This is a genomic window from Vibrio sp. R78045, from assembly GCF_042466085.1.
GTDB classification, from domain to species: Bacteria; Pseudomonadota; Gammaproteobacteria; order Enterobacterales; family Vibrionaceae; genus Vibrio; species Vibrio cyclitrophicus.
This window is the reverse complement of the sequence record NZ_JAXHBS010000008.1, coordinates 881,350-895,474: the sequence shown is the minus strand read 5'-3', so window position 1 is coordinate 895,474 and position 14,125 is coordinate 881,350. Positions and strand designations below refer to the sequence as shown.

Below are 14,125 nucleotides of genomic sequence, written 5' to 3'. Positions count from 1 at the left end.
AACCTTACTTGTTGATAACCTTTTTGCCGCGGTAGAAACCTTCGGCAGTCACGTTGTGACGTAGGTGAGTTTCACCTGAAGTTGCGTCTACAGAAAGTGCAGCTGTAGTTAGCGCATCGTGTGAACGACGCATGCCACGCATTGAACGTGATTTCTTGCTCTTTTGTACGGCCATTGACCCTACTCCTATGTAAATTCTTAAAGATACTTATTTGTTAATAAGTTACTTCTTCAAGTTTTTTAAAACATCAAATGGATTCGGCTTTTTGTCTTCCTCAATTTCTTCAGGAAGTTCACCAAACACCAAGTTATTTGAGTTAACGCTACATTTCGCATCGTCGTGCATTGCTATTTGTGGCAATCCAAGGATGAACTCGTCTTCAACTAATTGAATCAGGTCTAACTCACCGTACTCGTTCAGATCTACCAAATCGTACTCTTCCGGTGCTTCCTCTTCACTTTTCTCGCTGTAAACAGGAGTATAAGTAAATTGGACATCGCACTCATGCGCGAAAACCTCATTACAACGTTGACACTCTAAATCGACTTCGACGTTAGCTTTACCAGAGATAACGACTAATCGTTGTTCATCAAGCCCAAATGACATTGAGACTTGCGCGTCACGTTTTACGCCTTCAGTTGCTTCGGTTAAACGCTTTAAAAGACTGACTTGGATGATACCATCCATATCGAGTCGTTTTTGAGCCGTTCTTGCCGGATCAACTGTACGCGGTATTTTTTCCTTTTGCATAGGGCGCGAATCTTATCTTCCAAATCATGTTTAGTCAAAGGAAATGGCAAAAAAAATGTACTTTCCTGCCTTTCCTATTCAGAGCATTATGAATAGCAGGACAAGTTACGTTATCCTGAGATAAATGCTTCCGTGAATTGTAAATTAAAATGAGAAATTACCAACTAGTTTTAGCCTCTACCTCACCATTTAGGCAAGAGATCCTCAAAAAACTACACTTAGACTTCATAACAGCCAAGCCTGACTGCGATGAAACACCGTTTCCAGAAGAGACACCTCAGCAGTTAGTGATGCGTTTAGCTGAGACGAAAGCCAAGTCTTGTACAATTGAACAACCAGGATTAGTGATTGGTTCTGATCAGGTTTGTGTGATTGACGATGAGATCATTGGTAAGCCACACACTCGTGAAAAAGCAATTCAGCAACTATCTCGCCAAAGTGGTAAAAGCATCACTTTCTATACTGGACTTTCCGTTTGGAACAGCGAAACCAATAAAGCTGACACGCGTCTCGACACCTTCGTGGTGCATTTCCGCGATCTAACAGAGCAACAAATCATTTCGTATGTTGAGAAAGAGCAGCCTTATTTCTGCGCAGGCAGTTTTATGTGTGAAGGATTAGGCATTGCTTTGTTCAAACAAATGGAAGGCAAAGATCCAAATACCTTGATCGGGTTACCTCTGATCGATTTAGTCGATATGTTAGAAGCGCAAGGAATGAGAGTGCTGTAACAAATACTCTCTCTTTGTTAAGGGTCCCCTACTCCTTCCTTCGTCCGTTTAAGAAACGACGAGAAAGAAAAGTGAAATAAGTAGCGAAACGGTCTTTCAGTAAATTTCGTCATCCTCAAGAGAAGGGATGAGCGAGTTAAGGATCTTCGACAACATATGAAAACAAAAAGGTTGACGATATTCGTCAACCTTTTCTAATTAAAGCTCAGATACTCAATTCACGAAAAATTTGTGAACTCGTATATTTCTAAAGCTTACGTAAACCAGTCAGGGCCTTCTCTAGCCTTTTTTCCATTGGCGCTGAGATATCCATCTTCTCTTCGCTACCTGGGTGAGTAAACTTGATGTTTGCTGCGTGAAGAAACAAACGATTCAATCCAACTTTACCCGTATAAGCATCGAATCGACGATCGCCATAACGGTCATCCCAAGCAATCGGATGACCAGTATACTGAGCATGCACACGAATTTGGTGGGTGCGGCCGGTAATAGGGCTCGCTTGAACCAAAGTCGCGTCTTGGAATTTTTCTAAAACCTTAAAACGAGTTTCAGACGCCTTACCATTTGGGTTAACACGAACAATGCTGTTTACTTCATTTTTCAACAAAGGTGCATTGACCACTTTACAACTGTTCTTCCATTCACCCATCACCAAAGCGAAATAGTATTTCTGAACCGTTTTTTCACGGAACTGCGCTTGAAGATGTCTTAGTGCAGAGCGCTTCTTAGCAACAAGTAGAATGCCAGACGTATCTCTATCAATCCGATGCACTAACTCAAGAAAGCGAGCATCAGGACGAAGTGCACGCAATGCTTCAATCGCGCCAAACTTTAGCCCACTACCACCATGAACAGCAGTACCCGACGGTTTATTAAGAATCAACAGATGATCATCTTCATAAATGATGCACTGTTCTAGTTCAGAAACCTTGTTGAGTTTTGTGCTCGGTATGTTCTCTTCTGTTTTCTCTTCAATCGTTACTGGTGGGATACGAACTAAGTCACCAGCTTTTAGTTTGTACTCAGCTTTAATGCGTTTTTTGTTTACGCGGACTTCGCCTTTACGCACGATTCGATAAATCATGCTTTTCGGGATGTTTTTTAATTGGTTGCGTAAGAAGTTATCAATACGCTGACCAGCCATATCTTCGTCGATGTCGACAAACTGGACTTGGGTTCTAATTTCGCTCATGCGGTTATTGTATCACTGTCACTTTTGATAATTGAGATTTTCTTAGCACTATTCCGCACTAATTTACGCTTAATAGTCTCGAATCCATCACTAAATTGCACTCGAAGTTCTATATTTCTTTGATTCTTCGAACAAAAAAGCATCAAGATTCCTGCAAATTAAAATATCAAATGATAAATTATTTATAGACAGTGAGTTAGAGCTATCAAAACCCAAACAAAAACTGTTTTTTTTACAGCATTCCGACAAAGCAGATTGCTGTGTTTACCGACCGCTGCTATAGTTCACAGCTGCTATCAGTGGTTTGACTATTATTTAAACAGCTAACCATTCATAAGCAAGTAAATGAGTAGATAACTCAGATTAGACAGTGCTGCAATCGGCGTAAGACACGGTCAACTGAGCTCCTTATCGCTCTACTCACGTACACTCATGTTGAGTATTCACCGCCACATCGCGGATCATAGGCTAACTCCCTATGATGACTGACGTGCCCCAGAGCATCCCTCTCCAGCCGGGAGGCTGCACCGATAAAGCCATGGGATCTGGCACCATGAGAAACGAAATAAAGCGATAAGAACAATGATGAAAATAAGAAAAGACAATGAGAATTTCTAAATGAAAAGAATGTTAATTAACGCAACTCAAAAAGAAGAGTTGCGTGTCGCTTTGGTTGATGGCCAGCGACTGTTCGATCTAGATATCGAAAGTCCAGGTCACGAGTCAAAGAAAGCGAATATCTACAAAGGACGTATTACCCGTATTGAACCAAGCCTAGAAGCGGCATTTGTTGATTACGGCGCAGAACGTCATGGTTTCCTCCCTCTTAAAGAAATTGCCCGCGAATACTTCCCTGAAGGTTATACATACCAAGGCCGCCCTAGCATTAAAGAAGTGCTAAGAGAAGGCCAGGAAGTGATCGTACAAGTAGAGAAAGAAGAACGTGGTAGCAAAGGTGCTGCACTGACGACTTTCATCTCTTTGGCCGGTAGTTACTTAGTTCTTATGCCTAATAACCCTCGCGCTGGCGGTATTTCTCGTCGTATCGAAGGTGATGAACGCACTCAACTGAAAGCAGCATTAAGCACTCTTGAACTTCCTCAAGGTATGGGCTTAATCGTGCGTACAGCGGGTGTTGGCAAAAGTGCAGAAGAGCTAGAGTGGGACTTGAATGTTCTATTGAATCACTGGGGCGCTATCAAGCAAGCTTCTGATTCAAACGCAGCCCCTTTCCTTATTCACCAAGAAAGTAACGTAATCGTTCGTGCGATTCGTGACTATCTACGTCGTGATATTGGCGAGATTCTAATCGACAGCAACACTATTTTTGAACGTGCACAAGCGCACATTCAATTAATACGCCCAGATTTCATGAATCGCGTTAAGAAATACGATGGTGAAGTGCCTCTATTCAGCCATTACCAGATTGAAAGCCAGATCGAGTCTGCTTTCCAACGTGAAGTTCGCCTTCCTTCTGGTGGTTCTATCGTAATCGATCCAACAGAAGCTCTGACTTCTATCGATATCAACTCTGCTCGTGCAACAAAGGGCGGCGATATTGAAGAAACTGCGCTAAATACTAACTTAGAAGCGGCCGATGAAATTGCACGTCAATTACGTCTACGCGACCTAGGTGGTCTTGTTGTTATCGACTTCATCGATATGACTCCGGTTCGCCACCAACGCGAAGTAGAAAGCCGTCTACGTGATGCCGTTCGTTTAGATCGCGCACGTGTTCAGATTGGCCGTATTTCTCGCTTTGGTCTTCTAGAGATGTCTCGTCAACGTTTGAGCCCATCACTAGCAGAAGCAAGCCACCACATTTGTCCTCGTTGTACAGGTACTGGTGTTGTTCGTGATAACGAATCTCTAGCACTGTCTGTTCTACGTTTGATTGAAGAAGAAGCCCTGAAAGACAATACAGCGCAAGTACTTGCTGTTGTACCTGTTCCAATCGCTTCTTACCTTCTGAATGAAAAACGTCGCTCAGTAAACCACATTGAGAAGAACCAAGAAGTTAAGATCACTGTTGTTCCTAACTCAGACATGGAAACGCCACACTTTGAGGTTATCCGTGTTCGTGAAGGTGAAGAGTTTGATCTACTGTCTTACCTACTTCCTCAAAAGCTAGATGCGCTTAAAGAAGCGGAAAGCAAAGAACCTGCAGAACAGACTATTCGCCCTAAGAAGCTCGAAGAGCCGGCTCTAAAAGGCTTTGCAGCTCCAGCTCAATCAGCACCGACTCCAGCTCCAGCTCCAGCTCCAAAAGCTGTAGAAGAGAAGAAAGCTGAGCCAGTAACAACTCAAGAACCAGGTCTAATCGGTCGTTTCTTCAAGGCTATCGGTAGCTTCCTATTTGGCTCTTCGACTCAAGAAGAGAAAAAAGAAGAGAAGCAAGAAGAAGAGAAACCTAAAAGCAATCGTAACAACGGTAACCGTCAACGCCGTGATCGTAACGACAACCGCCGTCGTAACCAACGTGGTGACCGTGGCGAACAACGTAACGAGCGTGGTGAACAACGCGGCGAACGTGGTGACAACCGTAACGAAAACCGTGACAACAAACGTCGTCGCAAACCTGCACGTGATGAGAAACCTGAAGAGCAAAAAGAAGCAGCTCCACAGCAAACTCGTCAACCTCGTAAGCCAAAGCAAGATCGTCGCAACAAGCCACGTGATGAGCAGAAGCAACGCGAAGAGCAAGTACCATCTAAATTAGCAGAAGAAGGTCTACAGCTGGCGGCAGAAGCTCAAGCTGACAAGCCTGAAGCGCCTAAGGCAAAACCTGAAGCTAAAGCTGTTAAGATTAAAGAGCGTCGTCAGCGTCGTAAACTGAACAAACAAGTTCGAGTTAAAGACCAACAAGCTCAAGCTGAAGCAGACAACTCATCTAAAGAGCAAGTTGTCGCAAAAGAACAGTCAGTAGCAAAAGAGCAAAAAGTTGCGGAACAAGTAGAAGCAACTCAAGCAAACTCTGAGCAAACTGAACAGGAAGAGCCAAAACAACGTCGTAACCGTCGTTCTCCACGTCATCTACGTGCAAGTGGTCAACGTCGTCGTCGTGGTCGTGATCGTCGCCCTAACCCATTCCGCCTACGTAAAGGTGGCGTAGCTTCTCCTGAGATGGCTATGGGTAAAGTAATGCCTCGCTTCGTACCAAAGCCTCATCACAAACAGGCAAAACCTGAAGTGACCGAAGTTCAAGTGAGTACAGAGACTAAAGTTGCTGTTCAAGAGCAAAATGTTGCTCAAGATACAGCACCACAAAGCAACGTAGTTATGGCAGGTGGCTTTGCGTGTCCTGAACTGGCTATGGGTAAAGTAATCATTCGTCGTGACGATGCTGCTATTATTGAGCAAACTGCAACTCAACAAGTTAACGTTGAAGCTCAGGTAACTGAAGCTCCAGCCGTTATTAAAGAAGCTCCTATCGCTGTTGAAACGACGAAAGTTGAAACTCCAGTAGCAGAAGCTCCTGTTGTAGCTAAACCTGTACAATCAGAAGAAGCAACACCCGTTGTTGAACCTGAAGTCGCTGTTGAAACTCCTAACGCTGAAAGTGTAAAAGTTGAAGAAGTTCCTGTTGTAAAAGCAGAAGCTCCTAAAGCGGCACCAAAGGCTGTGGTTGCTAAAAAGCAAGCAGGTTCACCAATGACTAAAGCGCCGGGTCCTCAAGAGATCAAAGAGATTCAAGTTGTTGCAGCTCCCTTCCGTACTGAGCGTTTTGTACCGAAAGGTGCGGGTAGCCAAGCAGCGTCAAACAAAGCTGGCGCAGGCATGACTAAGCCTCAATACTAATAAGTTTCACGGATTAATCCGTAGATAACACCAAAGGGCTGCTTATTAATAAGCAGCCCTTTTTTATATCTATTCTTCCGATAACTTATAATAGATATATTACTCAAAGTGGGGTTCAACCTTGAACTTAATCACATTTTTGGGTAGCATTCGCGCACTTATCTTTTCGACACTTCGCTATTGCCGCTCTTTTCCATCACTGTTTGGCTACGCAATACACTCGTGTCGGTAAATCCATTTTTAGCATAGCTGAGCAAACATGTTCGAATTCCCACAATTTTCAAAGCACTCTGTAAAGAATGACGTGCTTTCAGGTCTTACAGTAGCCCTAGCTCTGGTACCTGAAGCCGTAGCATTCGCTTTTGTTGCTGGCGTTGACCCAATGGTTGGTCTTTACGCAGCATTCATCGTAGGTTTAATCACTTCTGTCTTTGGCGGTCGTCCAGGTATGATATCTGGTGCAACTGGCGCAATGGCTGTAGTAATGGTAAGCCTAGTGGCAACCCATGGTGTTCAATACCTATTTGCAGCCGTAATGTTAGCCGGTCTTCTGCAAATTGCAGCTGGTGTATTTAAGCTAGGTAAATTTATCCGTATCGTTCCGCACCCAGTAATGATTGGTTTCGTGAACGGTTTAGCGATCGTTATCTTCTTGGCACAGCTTGGCCAATTTAAAGCGCCTGATGTAACGGGAGCATTAACTTGGTTACCAAGCGGTCAAATGACTCTGATGTTAGGCCTAGTAGCACTGACTATGGGTATCATCCACTTCCTACCTAAACTCACAACAGCAGTGCCTTCTTCATTGGTTGCTATTGTTACGGTAACGGCTTTGGTTGTTGGTCTTGATCTTGAAACTCGTACTGTTGTCGACTTCCTACGTACTATGTCTGGTGATGAAGCAGCGACACTAGCAGGTTCTCTACCAACGTTCTCGATTCCTGCGGTTCCATTTTCATTTGAAACACTGCAAATCATTCTGCCATACGCCATTATCCTTGCGGCTATCGGCTTGATTGAGTCTCTACTAACACTAACGGTACTAGACGAAATGACAAACACTCGTGGTCAATCTAACCGTGAATGTGTAGGTCAAGGTATGGCTAACGTAACGTGTTCAGTATTTGGCGCGATGGGTGGTTGTGCGATGATCGGCCAATCGATGATCAACGTAAACTCAGGTGGTCGTGGTCGTCTTTCAGGTATCGTAGCTGCAGTTGCACTTCTGATGTTCATCCTGTTTGGCTCCGCGCTTATCGAGATGATTCCTCTAGCGGCACTAGTGGGTGTAATGTTCATGGTTGTTATCGGCACGTTTGAATGGGCCACCTTCAAGCTGGCGCGTCGTGTACCTAAGCAAGACTTCTTCGTTATCATTCTTGTAACAGTAGTAACGGTGTTAACTGACCTTGCGGTAGCCGTTGGTGTTGGTGTTGTAGCTTCAGCGTTAATGTTCGCTTGGCAACATGCTAAACACATCTACGCAGACACCTCAGTAAACGCAGAAGGCTCAAAAGAGTACAAAGTTAACGGCCCAATCTTCTTTGGTTCAACGGCTAACTTCCTAGAGTTGTTTGACGCATACAACGATCCACAAGATGTCATCGTTGATTTTGCAAACTCACGCGTTACTGACCACTCAGCGATTGAAGCAATCGACACGATTGCTGACCGTTACGCAGCATTAGGCAAAACTCTTCACCTTCGCCACTTAAGCAAAGACTGTGTCGCTATGCTGCACAAAGCCGGGAGCTTAGTTGAAGCGAACGTTGCAGAAGACCCTATCTACAAAGTAATGTCTAAGTAATCTTAGCTATCGCTTAAATTAGATTTAGAAAGGCCGACATTCGATGTCGGCCTTTTTATATCTATAATTCTTGATATTCTTGATCGTGTTGATCTTGTTCTTTTTTGCTCAAAGACCGAACATCACTTCGACGTTAAATCGAATTTAATATTGCATCACTCGACTCTTCGATTAAATCCAACACTAATTCAAAGCCATTCCCCTCACCATAATAAGGATCGGGAATTTCTTGATACTGTGACTCTCCAAAACTCAAAAACAGCGCGAGCTTGTATTGGAGGTGAACTGGACACTGGCTCATTAAGTCTTCCAAATTAGCTCTATCTGCTGCAAGTATCAGGTCAAACTCTTCAAAGTCATTCATAACTACTTTGCGGGAGGTTATTCCCTTAAAACTGTACCCTCTCTTCTCTCCTGCCGACTTTGAGCGTGAATCCGGTGGATTGCCTTGGTGGAATCCAATTGTACCCGCAGAGTCGACCACAACATCAATCCCTATCTGCTGAGCTTTCTTTCGAAGCACCGCTTCACCTGTTGGCGAACGACAAATATTCCCCATGCAAACAACGAGTATCTTTTTCATCCGTAATCACCTGTTCTTCCGATGGTTTTTGCTATCGTTAAGTTAGGCTATGATAGACGCAATCACAACTTAAAAGGATTTGTTATGTCGACCGAAGACAACAAAGAACAACGCCATAAGGCAAGACAACAGAAAGTAAAAGAACAAGTCGATGCACGAGTGGCTGCAGCACAAGAAGTGAAAGGCTTATTGTTGGTTATTACTGGTAACGGTAAAGGTAAATCAACATCAGGTTTCGGTACCATCACTCGAGCTGTAGGCCATGGTAAGAAATGTGCCGTTGCTCAATTTGTTAAAGGCACTTGGGATAATGGCGAAAAAAACGTTCTTCAAAAGCTGGATGTAGAGTTCCAAGTGATGGGAACCGGCTTTACTTGGGAAACCCAAAACAAGGCTCAAGATATCGAAGCTGCGCAGCGCGTATGGAAAGAGTGTCAACGTATGCTAACCGACGAGTCGATTGATGTAGTTTTATTTGATGAGCTGACGTACATGGTGAGTTATGGCTACATCGAATTGGACGAAGTAGTAGAAGCTCTAAATAATCGCCCGAAAATGCAATCAGTAATTATTACTGGACGTGGTGCGCATCGAACGTTGACTGACATGGCTGATACGGTATCTGAAGTTCGTAACGTGAAGCACGCTTTCGAATCTGGCGTTAAAGCTCTGCAAGGTGTGGATTGGTAATCCCGTTCAATTAGAGATCCCCGACTCGGTCATTCTTCCCTCTCGAGGATGACGACTCTTCAGTGTTACTCCCCTAAATAAAGGATGAGCACCGATCGTCATTCCCTAGAACGAGGGACGAGTGTCATAGAGAATCTCTCGAAAGTATCATAAGCATCCAAACAAAAGCGCCATTCCCTGCAATAAGGAATGGCGCTTTTTTCTATGCTAGTTCAAGCGAGCAGAGATTAGTTAAAGAAACCTTTCAATAAACCATCAACCGCTTCTTTCGTTTTTTCGTCTTTGATCTTATCCGTTAGCTTATTCACACCACGGTCAATCTCTTTCTGCGCTTTTTGCTTCAACACATCATCAAAAACAAGCGCAAATTTCGGTTCTGCCCACTGGCCAGTGACCTTGATTGGGATAGTGACATCTTTCAGGTCATCGATACTCTTACCACCCTGACCTTCTAAAGACCCAACTATCGATGTTCTCACAAGGAAATCGACTGTCTCATTGATGAAGTTTGCCTTACCTTGGCCCGTCACTCTTAAAAGCGGTGATTGAGCTGACAAGTCATTCGTTGAAACCCAGCCTTTATCCACTTTGAGTGTCGCTTTCATTGCACTGAAATCAGTCTTCTGTGCGCCATCAACTTTTTCGACCTTCTCACCCTTGATCTTGGCGTAGTTTTCTCGAATCAGCTGAGCGACATTAATACCGTTAACCGCACCATCTTCGAAATTAATCGCAATCGTACCGACTAAGTTCTGTTTAATTCCTGTTGGTGTCAAGCTTTTACCTTTGACGTCAACATCGATATTACCAGTACCTTCTAGCATATCGTTTTCAGCGACATCAACCAGTAACGGCTGAACTTTCACACCTTTGATTTTCTTCTTAGCGGTGTAAGTCGCCGGTGTATTACGTGCATCTAATCTAGCTGTTGCAGAGATAGACCCATCGTAGAGATTCGATGTAAATGAGGTTAGCTCCGCGATACCACGATTAACAGAAAATGCTGTTTTAACATTCTGCATCTTCGCGTTGTTCGCTTTGAACTTATCAATCGTGATGTCACCTTTCACGTCTAACGTTTTCAGAGCCGAAAGATCAGGTTCTACTTCTTTAGTAGGAGCTGAACTATCAGAATTTGACGTTGAGCCACCAGCAGAATCAGAAGGCGCTGTGCTCGCTGTTTCTGTTGTCTTACCCAAACCTAAGAACTCATCTAAATCGATATTTGGACTATGGAGAGAGAAACGAACCTTTGGTATTTCAGATAAGGTGACGTCTGCTTTACCGTCTAGCTCGATAGCATTTGCTTGCAACTTCTCTAGCACAAAGCTCAAGTGGCTCTTATTAAGATCAAAGCTTAGGTCAGACAACATATCCACTTTCATTGGTGATTGTGGAAGCGCATCGCCTTTGAGTGTTGAATCTAACGTTAGCTTATTCAATGTGACTTTTGAAATCGCACTATCTACCGTTAGTTCACCACCACCTTTAAGATCAAGGTCAAGGCCTGCGGCGTTACCAACTACAGCATAAGTAAGTTGGTTTACCTTATCGAACTCAAACGTGTTCAAACCAATTTTTGCAGATTCAATCGACGTCGCAGGATCATTGAACTTAGCGTTTAGGTCAATATTGCGAAGTGCGTAACTTGCAAAACCTTCCGCTAATTTAAACTCAGCACTACCTTCTGCAGAGAACTTCTGCTGATTGTTTTCACCAGAGGCAGCAAAGGTCGCAGTGGTCCACGTATCAACCGCAAATTCAGACAAGTTTAAAGACACATCGTATAACTTAGTGAATGAGCCGGCTTGCTTGTCGTCCATTTCAAACAATGCGTTTGAGACAGTAACGCCCGCAAGGTTTATCGTCCAACCTGATACTTCTGTCGTACCTTGTTCTTCGGTCGCTGGCGCGGATTCAGAACGGGTATCTGCAACAGACTCAGGCTCTTGAGACGCTGATGCCTGCGTTAACGCATCGATGTTCTTACGACCATCTTTAAGGGTTTCTAAATAGAATTCTGCACCATCCAGAGTCACGTTGCCGATTTCTAGTTGGTTGCTAAATAGCGGAGTAACCGACACATCAACACCAACGTTATCAACCTTAAATAGGTTAGGTTGGGTAAATCCTTCAGGGTTACGTAATTCAGTTTGACCAAGAGCAAAGCCAATAGATGGGAAGAATTGCCAGCTGATATCACCCTCGATCACGAGCTCTAGGCCGGTGTGTTTTTGGGCTTGTTCGACAATTAATGGCTTAAATTGGTTGGGATTCACTAACAGCACTAGTGCCAGAATTGCTGCAATAACAACAAACACTGGTACAGCTATGAAAATGAGTAGTTTCTTCATCCGCATATTCCTTGCTTAGATTCCAAAAGAAAGTGGCACTATAAAAGTGCCACTGATTCGGTAAAAAATAAAGCTAAGTGAGTCACTTAGGCAAAATTTTATTCGATTAAGACTTCAACAACTTCGCAATGTGCGCTTTTAACACATCAATCGCAATACGGTTTTTACCACCACGAGGAACGATGATGTCTGCGTGTTGTTTTGAAGGCTCGATAAACTGCATAAACATTGGGCGCACTGTTTCTTGATATTGCTTAAGTACCGTGTCCATTGTACGACCACGCTCTTCTACATCACGTTTAACACGACGTAGTAGACAGATGTCTAATGGCGTATCCATAAACACGCTTGCGTGCATTAGTTTACGGAGACGCGGGTCAGTTAGAAGCAGAATACCTTCTAAAATGATCACTTTCTTAGGGGTAAGTGTAGTCGTTTCAGAAGTGCGTGTATGCTCTGTGTAACTGTATTCCGGAACTTCTACTGCATTACCACTCATTAGCTGCTGTAGATGTTCACATAAAAGATCATGATCTAGTGCATTTGGGTGATCGTAGTTAGTTTTAACACGCTCTTCCATACTCAAGTGGCTTTGGTCGCTGTAATAGCAATCTTCCGTGATAACACCAATTTGATGGTCGCCTACTTTTTCGCGCAATTCATTATAAATTGTACTAGCAATCAGACTTTTTCCTGAAGCTGAAGCGCCAGCGATACCTACGATGACACATTGATTATTATCAGACATTAATTTTGCACCCGATATGGTTTGGTGGTGGGAAGAGATAAACCGCCTGATTATAGGGGCTAAACAACATAGATTCTAGTCGCCATTTTAGCTAATTGCAGTCAAATTGATGATATCAATGCATTTAATGAATACAATCGTTTGCTTTCAAATAACTTACCTACAACTATTTGCACAACCCCAATGGCTATTTCCTAAACCCAAAAAGCCATTTATCTTACCAACCATTATTTACAAGACATTGAGAGTGGCCAACTTTATTCAACCATAGAGAAGTTAATTGCTTCCGGTCTCGCTTTTCCCGTCCAAAACATCTTCGCAGCAACATTTTCAGCAAGCTCTAGATAATGACGAGTATGTTCGCTGTCTGGGCGACGTATTACCGTTGGGCAGCCAGCATCAATGTCTTCTCGTACATCAATATGCAGTGGAATTTGCGCCAAGATATCGAGGAAAAATTCTTCAGACATAGCCTCTGCGCCACCAGCGCCAAAGATATGCTCTTTCTCACCACAATGACTACAAATATGGTAGCTCATGTTTTCGACGAGACCCGCCACAGGTACGTTCACTTTATCGAACATCGCTACACCTTTACGTGCATCGGCTAAAGCCAAATCTTGAGGAGTCGTCACGACTACCGCGCCCGTTACTGGGATCTGCTGCGACAACGTTAGCTGAATATCACCCGTGCCCGGTGGCATATCGATAACAAGGTAATCCAACTCTGGCCATACGGTTTCGTTAACAAGTTGGCCTAAAGCTTTAGCTGCCATAGGGCCACGCCAGATTGCCGCATCGTCTTTCGACACAAGATACCCAATAGAATGTGTAAAAATGCCATGCGCCTCAATTGGCATCATCCATTTATTATTCTGTACTTGTGGTCTTGCGTCTAATTGGCCAAGCATCATAGGCACTGACGGGCCATAGATATCTGCATCCAGCAAACCGACTTTTGAACCTGACTTAGATAACGCGAGCGCAAGGTTTACCGAAGTTGTTGATTTACCCACTCCCCCCTTGGCAGACGTTACCGCGATAATGTTCTTAACGCCTTTCAATGGTGTAGCGACGGTAGTTTCAAGCGCTGATGGCTTCACATTCACTTCGAATTGAAAAGCGCTGACAAGTTGCTGTTCGATCTGAGCGTTAATCCAGTATTTAAGATCAGCAGCCAGTTGATTCGCAGCAAAAGGTAAAGTAATAACAAATGATCCACGCGGATCAACCGATACAATATTTTGGTGTTGCGCCCACTCAGGAATGAGGATTGGTGATTCGAACTCATTCAACCATGAACAGAAATCTTGCTTAGAAGTAAAGTTACGCATTGAGGCTCCTTTTTTATTTATGCTATCACCCACGAGATAAAGACTGAACCCCTAAAAAACTAGGGGAATCCTTTGTCTGATACCTTGGCGTATCACACGTTATAAAGTAGTATTACCTCTCAAAATTTATACCTATC

General features: G+C 43.6%; 11 protein-coding genes. 4 read left to right on the top strand and 7 right to left on the bottom strand.

The features are described from left to right. Positions 1-4 precede the first annotated feature (4 nt). Both rpmF and yceD read right to left on the bottom strand, forming a co-directional pair. Complete coding sequence (gene rpmF, locus SJY39_RS06550) at positions 5-175, bottom strand: 50S ribosomal protein L32 (protein ID WP_004737376.1); 171 nt, start codon at positions 173-175, stop codon at positions 5-7. Between the two features lie 48 nt (positions 176-223). Continuing rightward, a complete protein-coding gene (gene yceD, locus SJY39_RS06545) occupies positions 224-751 on the bottom strand; it encodes a 23S rRNA accumulation protein YceD (protein ID WP_010437250.1) in 528 nt (175 codons plus the stop codon). Positions 752-900: 149 nt separating this feature from the next. Between yceD and SJY39_RS06540 the strand changes: the two genes are divergently transcribed. After that, a complete protein-coding gene (locus SJY39_RS06540; protein ID WP_010437248.1) occupies positions 901-1,482 on the top strand; it encodes a nucleoside triphosphate pyrophosphatase in 582 nt (193 codons plus the stop codon). A gap of 247 nt (positions 1,483-1,729) precedes the next feature. Here the strand turns inward: SJY39_RS06540 and rluC are convergent, their stop codons facing one another. Beyond that, positions 1,730-2,674: a 23S rRNA pseudouridine(955/2504/2580) synthase RluC gene (gene rluC, locus SJY39_RS06535; protein WP_016783818.1), complete on the bottom strand. Its 945-nt coding sequence runs from the start codon at positions 2,672-2,674 to the stop codon at positions 1,730-1,732. Between the two features lie 618 nt (positions 2,675-3,292). Between rluC and rne the strand changes: the two genes are divergently transcribed. Together rne and SJY39_RS06525 are read left to right on the top strand one after the other, a co-directional pair. Then, entirely contained in the window at positions 3,293-6,472 is a 3,180-nt protein-coding gene (gene rne, locus SJY39_RS06530) for a ribonuclease E (RefSeq protein ID WP_016792584.1), read from the top strand. Positions 6,473-6,731: 259 nt separating this feature from the next. Next, entirely contained in the window at positions 6,732-8,279 is a 1,548-nt protein-coding gene (locus tag SJY39_RS06525) for a SulP family inorganic anion transporter (RefSeq protein ID WP_010437243.1), read from the top strand. 133 nt (positions 8,280-8,412) lie between these two features. Here SJY39_RS06525 and SJY39_RS06520 read toward each other — a convergent pair whose 3' ends face one another. Next, positions 8,413-8,862, bottom strand: a complete 450-nt coding sequence (locus tag SJY39_RS06520) for a low molecular weight protein-tyrosine-phosphatase (protein ID WP_016767663.1) — start codon at positions 8,860-8,862, stop codon at positions 8,413-8,415. 84 nt (positions 8,863-8,946) lie between these two features. Here SJY39_RS06520 and cobO point away from each other — a divergent pair, with 84 nt between their 5' ends. Then, positions 8,947-9,552 carry a cob(I)yrinic acid a,c-diamide adenosyltransferase gene (gene cobO / locus SJY39_RS06515; RefSeq protein WP_010437241.1) on the top strand — a complete coding sequence of 202 codons (606 nt, stop codon included), beginning with the start codon at positions 8,947-8,949 and terminating at the stop codon, positions 9,550-9,552. Between the two features lie 227 nt (positions 9,553-9,779). On the opposite strand, the gene SJY39_RS06510 is transcribed toward cobO, so the two are convergent. The 3 genes from SJY39_RS06510 to apbC form a co-directional block, all read right to left on the bottom strand. Then, positions 9,780-11,906, bottom strand: a complete 2,127-nt coding sequence (locus SJY39_RS06510; RefSeq protein WP_010437240.1) for an AsmA family protein — start codon at positions 11,904-11,906, stop codon at positions 9,780-9,782. A 106-nt stretch (positions 11,907-12,012) separates the two neighbouring features. Then, positions 12,013-12,654 (bottom strand): uridine kinase, encoded by a 642-nt coding sequence (gene udk, locus SJY39_RS06505; protein WP_004734002.1) that lies wholly within the window; start codon positions 12,652-12,654, stop codon positions 12,013-12,015. Between the two features lie 257 nt (positions 12,655-12,911). Continuing rightward, complete coding sequence (apbC, locus tag SJY39_RS06500) at positions 12,912-13,988, bottom strand: iron-sulfur cluster carrier protein ApbC (RefSeq protein ID WP_016787172.1); 1,077 nt, start codon at positions 13,986-13,988, stop codon at positions 12,912-12,914. Positions 13,989-14,125: the final 137 nt, after the last annotated feature.